Raw genomic sequence first — 13,645 nt, 5'->3', positions numbered from 1 at the left:
CTGGGCTATTTCTATTTATATGTGATTCTATTTTATAAAAACGCTCTTGTGTATTATATTGAAAACTGTTGTAATTTGAAGTACTTTTGCAGGCTACCAAAAGTTATTGTAACATAATCACACCAAGCTAGATTTGATATCAAAAGAAACCATAGATAAAGTTTTTGAAACCGCCCGTGTAGAGGAGGTGATAGGTGATTTTGTAAATCTTAAAAAATCTGGATCTAATTTTAAAGGCCTCTCTCCATTTTCTGATGAGCGTACCCCTAGTTTTATGGTGAGTCCTGTAAAGCAAATTTGGAAGGATTTTTCTACTGGAAAAGGAGGTTCGGCGGTTTCATTTTTGATGGAACACGAACATTTTAGCTATCCAGAAGCGATAAAATACCTAGCTAAAAAGTACAACATTGAGGTAGAAGAAACAGAGCGCACAGACGAGCAAAAGGAAGCTGCAAATGAGCGTGAGAGTATGTATCTCGTGAGTGAGTATGCTCGTGATTACTTCCATAAAACGATGCTTAACTCTGAGCAGGGTAAGGCTATAGGTCTTTCATATTTTAAAGAACGCGGGTTTACTGCGGCGACTATTGAAAAATTTCAGCTAGGGTATAATCCAGATCAATGGGATGCTTTTACGAGTGAGGCAATACGTCAAGGTTACAAACTAGATTACTTAGAAAAAACCGGACTCTCTATAGTTAAGGAAGAGAAGCAATTTGACCGTTTTAAAGGGCGTGTGATGTTTCCTATACACTCTATGAGTGGTCGTGTACTAGGTTTTGGAGGTAGAATATTAGATAGTAGTAAGAAAGCAGCAAAGTATCTCAACTCGCCAGAGAGTGACATTTACCATAAGAGCAAAGTGCTGTATGGTATTTACTACGCAAAGCAAGCTATTGCAAAGGAGGATAACTGTTACCTAGTAGAAGGGTATACAGATGTGATACAGATGTTTCAGTCGGGTATTGAGAATGTAGTTTCGTCTTCTGGAACGGCACTTACTCCAGAGCAAATACGATTAATAAATAGACTTACTAAAAATATAACGGTTCTCTTTGATGGTGATGCTGCTGGACAGCGTGCTGCACTACGAGGGATTGATTTAATTCTCGAGCAGGGAATGAACGTGAGGGTTTGCTCTTTTCCTGAGGGGGAAGATCCAGACTCATTTTCGCGAAAGCATAGTAAAGAAGAAATCGTTGCTTTTTTTGATGAAAATGCAAAAGACTTTATACAGTACAAAGCAAATCTGCTTGTAGAAGAAGCGGCTGGTGATCCTGTAAAAAAAGCTGATACTGTGCGTGATATGGTAGAGAGTATTTCTAAAATACCTGACGCCATAAAGCAAGAAATTTATGTGCAAGAGTGTGCGCGCATAATGGAGGTCTCTGAGACTGTGTTGTATAATACACTTGCTCAAATACTCAAGAAAGATAAAAAGGAGGCTGTAAAACAAAATAGAGGTAATCAATCTCAATCACCACCACCAGAATATATGTCTGTGGTGCCAGACGAGATTCCTAATGCTGTCGAGAAAGTTAATGTGTTATATGAGCTTGAGCGCAAGCTTATAGAGTCATTGCTTTTATACGGGCAGGTGGAAGAAGATTTTGAAGATCTTGTTCTCAAAGAAAATGAAGATGGCTCACTAGGCCTAGTGCCAGAGGTTCATAAACTTAGGGTTTTTGAAAAAATCTATTTAGACCTTCAAGATGATGAGGTGGAGTTTACAAACGACCTTTTTAAGGTTTTGTATGTGAGAATAGTGGAGCAGATGAATCTAAATGATAATTTTCAAATTCAAAACTTTATCAATGAGCTCGCTCCAGAAGAAGCAAGCGAGATTTCTAACATCATTCTTAATGATGAGAAGTATGAGCTACACCGCTGGGATACAAGAGAGGTGTATGTGCGTAAAAAAGACACCTCAATAGCTCAGTTTGTATCAGAAACTGTGCTTAGTTTACGTAAATACCTTATCACCCAGAAGATAAAAGAGCTTATGGATAAGACACAAGGAAGTTCTAATAATCAGGAGATTATTAAAGACATTCTTGATTACCAATCGCTCAATACCTTGCTAGGTAATAAACTGGGCCGAGTGCTGTCGGTCTAGATATGACTACTCTGCAATAAACGTGCGTGCTTTATGAGCTCTGCCACATTTTGTGCTTCTAGTTTTTTGAGTAATCGCATCTTATAAGTACTTACAGTTTTCTCGTTAATATCTAAGTCTGCAGCAATTTCTTTGTTGCGCTTTCCATTAGATAAGAGGTTGAGAACTTCTATCTCTCTACTTGAGAGTTTTTTATACTTATATGCTAACCCTTGCGTAGCGTTACCGTCATTTACAAGTCGCTCACTGAGAGCCTCATTAAGGTATATGCCACCTTTTTGAACTTGGTTTACGGCGTTTAGTACGCGTTGTATATCTGCTGTTTTTGCAACATATCCAGAGGCTCCATATTTGATAGCGCTTAAAGCGTACATCTCCTCGGGATGACAGCTTAAAACGAGTATCTTAATATGGGGAAACTCTCTTTTTATAGCTTTTAGGGCAGTAATACTGTTTAGATTAGGGATATCGATTTCGAGAATCAGAATATCCACCTCGGTTGTAGTCAAGGTGTTCAGGAGGTTATTTCCATCTTTTACATAGCCTATGATGTCATAATGACCTTCGGCTTGCAGAATAGAGGAAATACCCTTTCGTGTGATCGGGTGATGATCTGCTATTAGTACTTTGTTCATTAGTTATTGTTTAACAAATAATGAAACAAGAAATTGAGGGGTTTACTTGTTTGTTTGCTGCACTAATGTAAGCTATATTGATAAAGTTATTAACGTTTTTGTTAAAAAATTCGCTAAAACACCCTTTATTTAAGACTAACGGGTATTTCACACACCGGTATCGGGTTCATTTTATGAAGATTTGCCGTATTTAAATTTTTGTATAAGGTGTACACTCTATGTTGCTCATCTGTCCAGTTGTCAGATTTGTCGCCATTTTCATCTTGTTCCATTGCCCATTCTAGTTGGTCATAAGATGCGCCTATCTGGTCTTCATCTGTACGGTCATCTCCCCATAGTCCATCTGTAGGAGCGGCTTTTTGTATACTCTCTGGTACACCTACTTGTGCAGCACACGCATACACTTCAGATTTCATTAAATCTGCAATAGGGCTCAAGTCTACACCTCCATCACCATACTTAGTATAAAAACCTACGCCAAAGTCTTCTACCTTGTTACCTGTGCCAGCTACAAGGTATTTGTGTAATCCTGCAAAGTAATACAAAGTACTCATACGCAATCTAGCTCTCGTATTTGCTAGGCTTAGATTAAGCTGCTCGCTCATCTCTACCTCAGGCACAGCCTTTTTCATTTGCTCAAAGGTGTCAGTAAGGTTAACCTCCACGTCTGTGACGTTTGCAAATCGTTCCTTAAGTTGTTTAATGTGTTCTTTTGCACGTGTTACTTGACGCTCATCTTGATGTATAGGCATCTCTACACAAAGTACTCTTAGTCCGGTTTTTGCACATAATGTTGAGGTAAGTGCACTATCTATACCACCACTTATACCTACCACAAAGCCGTTCATTCTCGCATTAGTTGCATATTCTTTTAACCAGTTTACGATGTGATCTACTACTTTTTCGGTTTGCATTTGTGATTATTTTAGAGTGTATAAAATTGGTACTTTTACCTTTGTAAACGCTATACAATACAACTTTTAGTATTACCTGCGTTATGAATTATAAAGATACAAACTCTATGAATAAAATGCTTGTGCTTTTAGTAATGCTGGGTCTAGTAACCGGCTGCACTGAAATTTCAAAAGAAGAGGCCGCTATAGATGCTATTGAGTTAGATATGGAGGTGCGACGCTTTGACCAGTTGTTTGCAAAGTCTACAATAAATGAGCTAGATAATTTAAAAGGGGAGTTTCCTTATTTGTTCTCAAAAAAGTATCCAGATGAGTACTGGGCGCAGCGCTTTAAAGATACCATCCAGATTGAAATTAATGAAGAGCTGGCAAAAGCATATCCAGATTTTAGTCAAGAAGAGGAGCAGTTAGAAAATCTATTTCGTCATATAGTTTATTACTTTCCAGAGACTACTGTTCCTAAGGTAGTAACGCTAGCTTCTGAGGTTGATTATAGAAATAAAGTTGTTCTAGCAGATAGTCTTTTACTTATAGGTCTAGACACTTACCTAGGGACAGACCACCATTTTTATATAGGGATACCTAAATTTCAAAGTAAAAACTTTAGGAAAGAGCAAATAGCGGTAGATGTTGCCGCAGCATTTGCAAATCAAAAAGTAAGTAAGCCCCGCACTCAAGATTTTCTTTCAGAAATGATTTATGAGGGTAAGAAATTGTATTTAATGAAAACCTTATTAGGAGAAACGCCACTTCAAGAGGTGTTTGGGTATACAGAAAGTGAGCTCACTTTTGCACAAGAAAACCAGATAAATATCTGGGAGTTCTTTATTAAAAACGAACTGCTGTATGACACAGATAAAAAATTGCTTAGTCGTTTTATAGATCCCGCTCCTTTCTCAAAGTTTTATCTATCCTTTGATAATGAAACGCCTGGGCGTATAGGGAGATTTATAGGTTATGAGATTGTTGCGTCATATATGTCTAAAAATGATATATCGCTTAAAGCGCTATTGAATCAAGATGCAACTACTATCTTTGCAAACGCAAAATATAAACCCTAAGTAATGGCAAAAAACATAAAATCTGATATAAAAATTTCTATTGAGCTTGATGAAAATCGTGTGCCAGAAAAAATGGCGTGGACAGCTCGTGATGGAGGAGTGGCAAATGAGGAGGCAAAAGCGATGCTACTCTCTCTGTGGGATCCTAACCAGAAAGAAACTGTACGTATAGATTTATGGACCAAGGATATGCCAGTAGATGAGATGCAGCAGTTTTTTCATCAAGTGCTTGTCGGGATGACAGACTCTTTTAAGCGTGCTACAAATGATGAGAAAATGGCAGATACGATGAAAGACTTTACAGATTACTTTGCAGAGCACCTTAACTTAAAGGAGAAGTAAAAATTATGGGTTTGCTATTTGTGTATAATGCAAACTCTGGCACCTTAAATGGTCTTTTAGATACGGCTCATAAGCTGGTGAGTCCAGAAACTTACCAGTGTGAGCTTTGTGATCTTACCCACGGGGCTTTTACAGAAAAAAAAGAGTGGTTACGCTTTCGCGAAAGCGTAAAAACCCCAATGCAGTTTTTGCATAAAGATGAGTTCTTAAAGCGCTACAAGTCTAAGTGGTTGCCGCAATATGATTTTCCTGTGGTACTAGCTGCTACAGATAGCGGTCTGGAGGTAGCTATCTCAAAAGAGCGACTTACTGCGTTGAAAACGCCCGAGGCTTTAATAGAAGAAGTGCAAGAAGTGTTGCGTCTTTTTAATTTTTAAGATTACTGTTAATCTCCTCTATATAGTTTAAGATATCGTCCTGACCTCTACCGTTAGTTGAGCTGCTTACAAAGTAGTTAGGAAACTCCCACCATACACCCTCAAGCATAATACGTTTATATTCTTCTATATTGCGCTCTAGTACTTGTGGTCGCAGCTTATCTGCCTTAGTAAATATGATTGAAAAAGGGATTTCCTTCTCACCCATATACTCCATAAACTCCATATCTATTTTTTGAGGCTCGTGGCGGCAATCTACCAGCACAAATGCAGATATCATTTGCTCGCGTTGCTCAAAATAGTCTGTAATAAATTTTTGAAAATACTTTTTATCCTTTTTTGATACGCGAGCATAACCATAACCAGGTAAATCTACTAGGTGCCAGTTTTCGTTTATTAAAAAGTGATTAATAAGCTGGGTTTTACCAGGTCTTCCAGAAGTTTTGGCAAGACTCTTACGGTTAGTAAGCATATTTATAAGTGAAGACTTACCTACATTAGAGCGGCCTATAAAGGCATATTCTGGTATGCGCGTGTTAGGGCATTTTGATACCTCAGAATTACTTACTACAAATGTGGCAGACTTTATTTTCATAATGCAAAAGTAACAATGTAATCCCTCATTAAAGAATTACAATACAATAAAGTGCAAAGCGATTACCGTGTGGAGGTAATTGCAAATAGCTGAGAGTATAAATTTAAACTGTTTAGACTGTAGAGTAGGTTATTAAAAGCCTCTTTCTTTGAGCCACTTAAGTAGTATGTCGTTAAACTCGTTAGGCTTTTCCATCATTGCTGCGTGACCACACTCATCTATCCAAAAAAGATCTGAGTCTGGAAGGAGTTTATTAAAATCCTCTGCAACTTCTGGTGGTGTTACACCATCTTGCTTACCCCAGATAATACACGTAGGAGTGTTCATTTCTGGTAAGTCTTGTGCCATATTGTGACGTATAGCACTTTTTGCAATCGCAAGTGTTTTAAGTAATTTGTTACGATCATTTACGGTGTCATAAACTTCATCTACAATCTCTTTTGTAGCACACTCTGGGTTATAAAAAACACCTTGAGCTTTCTGTTTAATGTACTCATAGTCGCCACGCTTAGGGTAGCTTTCTCCCATTGCGCTTTCATAAAGTCCAGAGCTTCCGGTAATTACTAGCGCTTTTACTGTGTCCGGAGCCATCTTTGTATGATAAAGACCCACGTGACCACCCATAGAGTTACCTAAGAGAATTACTTCTTTATACCCTTTCATCTTTATAAAATCATTAAGGTATGAAGCAAAAGACTTTACGCCCGTTTTAAGAAGCGGCATTGTATATACAGGTAATTCTGGTATTACCACTTTATACCCATTTTCTGAAAAATGAGAAGTCACCGCATCAAAGTTGCTCAAGCCGCCCATTAATCCGTGTAAGATAATAATCGGTGTGCCTTCGCCTTTCTCTAAATAGGTAAAATCTCCTTCAGTAATTAAGTCGTGTGTCATAAATGTGGTTAGTCTTCAATCAAAGCAAATATAGCTATTTCGGTTTTGATTAGTAACCATTTTTTGAGTTTGCTTTATTGCTTTTATATGAGGTTATATCATATTCATTATGAGGGTTTTTGGTGCGCTTTCGCGAAAGCGGACTCACATTATCTTAAGATTTTTTTATCTGTAAGAATTCATTTTAAAGTAATCAACCATTGTTAACAAGTGTAGGGCGGTGGTACAACTTATCAACAAAGTGGTAGAAAGTGGTAAAAAGTGGTAATATTTGCGCTATATTTGAGTTAATAGATAAAAACTAACCCATTTCGAGTGCTTAATCTCATAGGAACATACGAATGTAAAATAGACGCCAAGGGCCGCCTTATGCTGCCTCAAGCGTTTAAAAAGCAGCTGGCACCTATCCTTCAGGATGGTTTTGTGCTTAAGCGTGCTGTGTTTCAAAAGTGTCTTGAGTTGTACCCTATCGCAGAGTGGAATGTGCTGAGTGCAAAGGTGAATAAGCTTAATCGTTTTAATAAAAAGAACGATGAGTTTATACGTCGTTTTAATGCAGGTGTAAAGCCTGTAGAGGTAGATGGCACGGGGAGAATTCTTGTGTCTAAGGATTTGGGAAGTTTTGCAAAGCTTGAGAAGTCTATCGTGGTAAATGCCGCGTTTAATATTCTTGAGATTTGGGATAAAGATTTATATGAAAAAGCCATTGACGAGGCGGCAGTAGACTTTGCAGATCTAGCCGAGGAGGTAATGGGAGATAGCGATATACCAGATGGATTATCATAACCCAGTTTTATTAAATGAGACCGTAGATGGTCTTGACATAAAGCCAGATGGTGTTTATGTAGATGTCACATTTGGCGGTGGAGGTCACTCTAGGGAGATTTTGAGCAGGCTAGGTGAGAATGGTAAGTTGTATGGTTTTGATCAAGATCCAGATGCAGCGCAAAATGTGCCAGATGATAGCAGATTTGTGCTTATACCAGAGAACTTTAGGTTTATAAAGCGCTTCTTGCGTTTTCACGGTCATAAAAAGGTAGATGGTATTCTGGGAGATTTTGGTGTGAGTTCACATCAGTTTGATGTTGCAGAGCGAGGTTTTTCTACCCGTTTTGAAAGTGATCTTGATATGCGTATGAACCAGAAGGATGATCTATCTGCTTATAACGTAGTAAATGATTATGCAGAGGAGGACCTAAGGCAAGTGTTCTGGCAGTATGGAGAGTTGCGCAATGCGCCTAAGCTTGCTAGTGCAATTGTTGCGGCAAGAAGTAATGCGCCTATAAAAACAAGCGAGCAACTTAAAAAAGTGCTTGCGGCCTTTTTACCAAAACATAGAGAGCATAAAATACTCGCACAGATTTATCAAGCCATACGTATTGAGGTAAATCAAGAGATAGAGGTTCTTAAGGAGTTTTTGCTTCAGACAGAGCAGCTGCTTGAGCCGGGTGGGAGAATAAGTCTTATAAGTTATCACTCTCTTGAAGATAGACTGGTAAAGCGTTACATACGCAATGGTCTTTTTGAAGGGGAGCCAGAAAAAGATATGTACGGCAATTTTGACGTGCCGTTTAAAAAAGTAGGACGATTAATTGTGCCTAGCAAAGAAGAAATAAAGAGTAATAATAGAGCTCGTAGTGCAAAGCTTAGAATAGCTGCAAAAGTGTAGTGCGTTTATGGGTAAAGTAAATAACATACTCAAGGGTAAGTTTCTAGTAGATGAAGATGCTTTTAAAAACTGGAGAATGATCATTTTTCTCTCGGCACTGGCGCTCATTATGATTGCTAGTTCGCATAGGGCAGATGAGAAGGTTCACGAGATAGCAGATCTTAAAGATGAGGTTGCAGAGTTGCGCAGTGAGTCTGTAGACTCTAGAGTAAATCTCTGGAAATTAAAAACAAGTAGTAGTGTCGCAAAGGCGCTTGAGGCAAGAGGAGTCAAGCCTTCAAATATTCCTCCAAAAAAAATTAAAGTAAAAACAGCAGAAAGAGATTAAGAGTGGCTACATCAGAAAAAAACATATTAAACCGCCTTTATTTCGTCGCTGGATGTATGTTTCTTCTAGCGCTTATTATTGCATATAAACTTGTAGCGATACAGGTTTTTCAAGGTGCGGCATATCGAGAGCTTGCTGTTACTAGTACCGAGAAGATGGTTACCATACCAGCTACGCGTGGTAATCTTTATGCAGAGGATGGTAGTCTACTTGCTACGTCTCAAATTAAGTATGATATACGCTGGGATGCTATCGCACCGTCTAAGGATAACTTTAATGAAAATATAGTAGAACTTTCTAAGGGCCTTTCTGAAGTGCTCGGTAAGCCTCAATCATATTATGAGAATAGACTGCGCAAAGCACGTAGTACAAAAAACCGCTACTTATTTATAGCTCGTAAACTAGGTTATGCAGATTATGTAAAAATCAAGTCGTTGCCATTGTTTAATAAAGGCCAGTTTAGAGGAGGGATCATTGTAGAAGAGCATACAGAGCGTGAGCATCCATTAGAAAAAATGGCAGAGCGTACGGTAGGATATGAACGTCAAGATGATAGTGGGTATTATACCCGAGTAGGTCTAGAAGGAGCATATGGTTATTATCTAAGAGGTAAAGAAGGGCGCCGTCTTAAGCAAAAGATTGCAAAAGGCGAGTGGAAACCTTTAGGGATAGGTAATGTCGTAGAGCCTCGCGATGGGTATGATGTAATATCTACCATAGATGTAAACATTCAAGACGTTGCACACAACGCCTTACTTACGAGTCTCGAAAAATACCAGGCAGATCACGGTTGTGTGGTTGTTATGGAAACTAAGACTGGCGAGATTAAAGCCATCTCAAATTTAGGTCGTACTAAAGAAGGAAAATATTACGAACGTCTCAATTATGCGGTAGGAGAGGCACACGAGCCTGGGTCTACTTTTAAATTGATGTCTATGGTGGCTGCACTAGAAGACAAGGTGATTGACTCAAGTACAGTGTTTGATACAGAAAATGGACGAGTAAAATTTTATGACCGTACAGCTATAGATTCTAAGCGTGGTGGTTATGGTAAAATCACTGCGGCAAAAGCGTTTGAGTTGAGTAGTAATACCGCTTTCGCGAAAATGATAAACGATAACTATGCTTCAGATCCAGAAAAGTTTGTAAAACGACTTTTTAATATGGGTCTCAACGATCAGTTAGGTCTAGAGATAAAAGGAGAAGGAAAACCTAATTTTCCGTACCCAGGAGATAAAAACTGGTATGGAACTACGTTGCCTTGGATGGCCTTTGGTTATGGTGTAGAGCTCACTCCATTACAAACACTCACATTTTATAACGCCATTGCAAATGATGGTGAGATGGTAAAACCTCGTTTTATAAAAGAGGTAAAGGAGTGGGATCAAACTATAGAGACTTTTGATAAAGAGGTGATAAACTCACGCATCGCATCTCAAGAAACAATTAATGTTGTTAAGGAGATGATGAAGAAAACAGTAGAGCGTGGTACAGCAAGAAATATTTATAGCAAGGAATTCTCTATGGCTGGAAAGACGGGTACTTGTCAAACAGAATACTGGATAGAAGCGGGCAGGTACATATCCTCTTTTGCAGGATACTTTCCTGCAGATGAGCCTAAGTACTCGTGCATTGTAGTAGTTAATAAGCCTAAAAAATCTATAGGGTTTTATGGTAACGTCGTTGCAGCTCCAGTTTTTAAAGAAATTGCTCAAAAAATCTACTCAGACACTCCAGTGATAGATGAGATAGCATTACCGGCAGATAATGCTTCTAGCATTACAAATGATTTTCAGAAGTATTATGCAAACGTAAATAAGAGCCATAAGACTATCCCAAATGTAAAAGGTATGCCAGGTATGGATGCTGTGGCATTGCTAGAAAACTTAGGGTTGAAAGTAAATTTTCGCGGAAGCGGAAAAGTAAAAAGCCAGTCTATTAAGGCTGGTGATAAAATAGAAAAGAATAAAACCATTACGCTACAATTATCGTGATTTTACTTAAAGACATATTATATAGAGTAACCTTGGAGTCTGTCGTGGGTAATACTGCTATTGCTATCACAGATGTGCATTTTGACTCGCGTAAAGCGTCTCTTAATGATGTATTTGTGGCGATACGTGGTACCCAGAGTGACGGCCACGACTATATAGAAAAAGCGGTGGCGCAAGGAGCACTAGCTATTATTTGTGAGGAGATGCCGCAGCAAATTATAAATGGTATCACTTACGTGAAAGTAGCAGACACCTCTAGTGCGCTCGCTACAATAGCAAGTAATTACTACGGAAACCCATCTGCAAATCTAAAACTTATTGGGATTACTGGTACTAATGGTAAGACTACTATCGCCAGCCTGTTATATCAACTTTTTAAGAAGGCTGGGTATAAGACTGGGTTGTTATCTACTGTGAAGATTATGGTAGATGCAACAGAGCATAAGGCAACGCATACTACACCAGATAGTCTTACTATTAATAAGTATCTCGCAGAGATGAGTGCCGCTGGGGTTGAGTATTGTTTTATGGAGGTGAGCTCTCACGGTATTCATCAAAAGCGCACAGAAGGTTTACATTTTGAGGGGGGGATTTTTACAAATTTATCTCACGACCATCTGGACTACCACGAGACATTTGCAGAGTACAGAGATGTTAAGAAAAAGTTTTTTGACGAGTTGCCTAAAACGGCTTTTGCGCTTGTAAATAACGATGATAAAAATGGACCTGTTATGGTTCAAAATACAAAAGCAAAGAAAGTAACCTACGCTTTAAAATCATATGCAGATTATAGAGCGCAAATTCTAGAAAATCAATTATCTGGATTATTGCTCAAGGTGCAAGATCAAGAAGTTTGGGTAAAGCTTATTGGTTCTTTTAACGCATATAACCTCTTAGCCATTTTTGCAACAGCAGAACTTTTGGGACTGGATCAAATGGAAGCATTACAGCTTTTAAGTGAGCTAGAGAGTGTGTCTGGACGTTTTCAATATTTTATTTCTGAAGGTAATGTGACTGCAATAGTAGATTATGCACATACGCCAGATGCCCTTAAAAATGTGCTAGAAACCATAAATGATATTCGTACTAAAAATGAAGAGCTTATTACGGTTGTAGGAGCTGGAGGTGATCGTGATACTACAAAGCGACCTAAAATGGGCAACATCGCTAGCGCACTTAGTACAAAGGCCATTATCACAAGTGATAACCCAAGATCAGAAAATCCAGAGGCTATTATTGAGCAAATAGAAGCAGGGGTAGAGCCTATACATTATAAAAGAATTCTGTCTATTACAGATAGAAAACAAGCTATCAAAACTGCTTGCCAACTGGCAAATGCCGGAGACATAATATTAATAGCAGGTAAAGGTCACGAGACCTATCAAGAGATAAATGGAGAGCGTTTTGATTTTGATGATTATAAAATAGTACAAGAAACTCTTAAACAACTTAACAAGTAATGCTGTATCATCTTTTTCAATGGTTAGACGAAGCTTATAACTTGCCAGGTGCAGGCTTGTTTCAGTTCAGTACGTTTAGAGCTGCGCTTGCTGTGTTGCTTTCATTAATACTATCTACGGTATATGGAGAGCGCGTGATCAAGTTTTTGCAACGCAAGCAGATGGGTGAGCAAATAAGAGATCTAGGTCTAGAAGGACAAGCAGAAAAAGCAGGTACACCTACTATGGGAGGACTCATAATTATAGGTGCTACGCTAATACCTGTGCTGCTTCTAGGTGACTTGCAAAATATCTATATCATTCTTTTAATAGTAACCACTGTGTGGATGGGAATCATAGGTTTCTTAGATGACTATAAAAAGAAAATGCAAAAAAATAAAGACGGTCTAGCTGGTAAGTATAAAGTTATTGGCCAGGTAGGGCTGGGTATCATTGTAGGGGCAACAATGTTCTTTCATAGTGACATTACCATACGTGAAGAAATCAAGCAAACAGCAGGAACAGAGCAAGTAGAAATCACTACGCTTAGAGGTAATGATAAATTTGACGTAGCTCATAAGAGTCTTAAGACTACTATTCCTTTTGTAAAGTATAACGAGATAGATTATAGCACGATACTTACTAGTATAAATGAAGACTGGAAAGACTATGCGTGGATCATATTTATCCCTATCGTGATTTTTATAATCACTGCAGTGTCTAACGGAGCAAATCTTACAGATGGTATAGATGGCCTCGCGGCGGGTACGAGTGCAATTGTTGTGCTTACGCTAGGGATTTTTGCCTTTATATCTGGTAACATCATCTTTAGTGATTATCTCAATGTGATGTATATCCCAGGTACGGGAGAGATGCTCATTTTTATAGCAGCCTTTGTGGGTTCTCTCATTGGTTTCTTATGGTATAACGCTTACCCAGCACAAGTGTTTATGGGTGATACTGGTAGTCTTACTATAGGTGGTATTATAGCTGTACTTGCTATTGCTACTAGAAAAGAATGGCTTATTCCTATTTTATGCGGGATTTTCTTAATGGAGAATCTCTCTGTGGTAATGCAAGTAGGATATTTTAAATACACAAAAAAGAAATTTGGAGAAGGTAAGCGCATCTTCTTGATGTCACCGTTACACCATCATTATCAAAAGAAAGGCATACACGAGAGTAAGATAGTTTCTCGCTTTTGGATTGTGGGGATATTGCTTGCGGTACTTTCTATCATAACATTAAAAATTAGATAATCACGCTTTCGCGAAAGCG

Annotated in this window: 14 protein-coding genes; 10 read left to right on the top strand and 4 right to left on the bottom strand. The window is 38.5% G+C overall.

Annotated elements, in window-relative coordinates:
• Window positions 1-133 precede the first annotated feature (133 nt).
• Entirely contained in the window at window positions 134-2,116 is a 1,983-nt protein-coding gene (gene dnaG, locus ACJJVM_RS04350; RefSeq protein WP_405210920.1) for a DNA primase, read from the top strand.
• Here the strand turns inward: dnaG and ACJJVM_RS04345 are convergent.
• On the bottom strand, window positions 2,113-2,751 hold the full coding sequence (locus ACJJVM_RS04345; RefSeq protein ID WP_298351862.1) for a response regulator transcription factor: 639 nt from the start codon (window positions 2,749-2,751) through the stop codon (window positions 2,113-2,115). The two genes, dnaG and ACJJVM_RS04345, sit on opposite strands and share 4 nt — an antisense overlap.
• Before the next feature lie 125 nt (window positions 2,752-2,876).
• Entirely contained in the window at window positions 2,877-3,665 is a 789-nt protein-coding gene (gene nadE / locus ACJJVM_RS04340; protein ID WP_405210919.1) for an NAD(+) synthase, read from the bottom strand.
• 83 nt (window positions 3,666-3,748) lie between these two features.
• Here nadE and gldB point away from each other — a divergent pair, with 83 nt between their 5' ends.
• The 3 genes from gldB to ACJJVM_RS04325 are packed head-to-tail and all read left to right on the top strand — an operon-like array spanning window position 3,749 to window position 5,445.
• On the top strand, window positions 3,749-4,726 hold the full coding sequence (gldB, locus tag ACJJVM_RS04335; protein WP_405210918.1) for a gliding motility lipoprotein GldB: 978 nt from the start codon (window positions 3,749-3,751) through the stop codon (window positions 4,724-4,726).
• A gap of 3 nt (window positions 4,727-4,729) precedes the next feature.
• Window positions 4,730-5,068 (top strand): gliding motility protein GldC, encoded by a 339-nt coding sequence (gene gldC / locus ACJJVM_RS04330; RefSeq protein WP_035327624.1) that lies wholly within the window; start codon window positions 4,730-4,732, stop codon window positions 5,066-5,068.
• Between the two features lie 5 nt (window positions 5,069-5,073).
• Window positions 5,074-5,445: a GTPase gene (locus tag ACJJVM_RS04325; protein WP_405210917.1), complete on the top strand. Its 372-nt coding sequence runs from the start codon at window positions 5,074-5,076 to the stop codon at window positions 5,443-5,445.
• On the opposite strand, the gene yihA is transcribed toward ACJJVM_RS04325, so the two are convergent.
• A complete protein-coding gene (yihA, locus tag ACJJVM_RS04320; RefSeq protein ID WP_298351878.1) occupies window positions 5,435-6,040 on the bottom strand; it encodes a ribosome biogenesis GTP-binding protein YihA/YsxC in 606 nt (201 codons plus the stop codon). The genes ACJJVM_RS04325 and yihA overlap by 11 nt on opposite strands.
• A gap of 132 nt (window positions 6,041-6,172) precedes the next feature.
• Window positions 6,173-6,937 (bottom strand): alpha/beta fold hydrolase, encoded by a 765-nt coding sequence (locus ACJJVM_RS04315; RefSeq protein WP_298351881.1) that lies wholly within the window; start codon window positions 6,935-6,937, stop codon window positions 6,173-6,175.
• Window positions 6,938-7,252: 315 nt separating this feature from the next.
• Here ACJJVM_RS04315 and mraZ point away from each other — a divergent pair, with 315 nt between their 5' ends.
• From mraZ to mraY, 6 genes are read left to right on the top strand one after another with little or no spacing between them, the layout of a single operon-like run.
• Window positions 7,253-7,723: a division/cell wall cluster transcriptional repressor MraZ gene (gene mraZ, locus ACJJVM_RS04310; RefSeq protein WP_298351884.1), complete on the top strand. Its 471-nt coding sequence runs from the start codon at window positions 7,253-7,255 to the stop codon at window positions 7,721-7,723.
• Window positions 7,710-8,606 carry a 16S rRNA (cytosine(1402)-N(4))-methyltransferase RsmH gene (gene rsmH, locus ACJJVM_RS04305; RefSeq protein WP_298351886.1) on the top strand — a complete coding sequence of 299 codons (897 nt, stop codon included), beginning with the start codon at window positions 7,710-7,712 and terminating at the stop codon, window positions 8,604-8,606. The genes mraZ and rsmH overlap by 14 nt, the downstream gene beginning before the upstream one ends.
• Window positions 8,607-8,613: 7 nt before the next feature.
• Window positions 8,614-8,934 (top strand): FtsL-like putative cell division protein, encoded by a 321-nt coding sequence (locus ACJJVM_RS04300; RefSeq protein ID WP_035327633.1) that lies wholly within the window; start codon window positions 8,614-8,616, stop codon window positions 8,932-8,934.
• Between the two features lie 2 nt (window positions 8,935-8,936).
• Complete coding sequence (locus tag ACJJVM_RS04295; protein WP_298351893.1) at window positions 8,937-10,928, top strand: penicillin-binding protein; 1,992 nt, start codon at window positions 8,937-8,939, stop codon at window positions 10,926-10,928.
• Entirely contained in the window at window positions 10,925-12,388 is a 1,464-nt protein-coding gene (locus ACJJVM_RS04290; protein ID WP_405210916.1) for a UDP-N-acetylmuramoyl-L-alanyl-D-glutamate--2,6-diaminopimelate ligase, read from the top strand. Before ACJJVM_RS04295 ends, ACJJVM_RS04290 begins: the two co-directional genes overlap by 4 nt.
• A complete protein-coding gene (gene mraY / locus ACJJVM_RS04285) occupies window positions 12,388-13,626 on the top strand; it encodes a phospho-N-acetylmuramoyl-pentapeptide-transferase (RefSeq protein WP_298351899.1) in 1,239 nt (412 codons plus the stop codon). The genes ACJJVM_RS04290 and mraY overlap by 1 nt, the downstream gene beginning before the upstream one ends.
• Window positions 13,627-13,645: the final 19 nt, after the last annotated feature.

The organism is Dokdonia sp. Asnod2-E02 (assembly GCF_045063915.1).
Classification (GTDB): domain Bacteria; phylum Bacteroidota; class Bacteroidia; order Flavobacteriales; family Flavobacteriaceae; genus Dokdonia.
The sequence above is the reverse complement of the archived record's forward strand: the minus strand, read 5'-3'. Positions and strand labels throughout refer to the sequence as shown.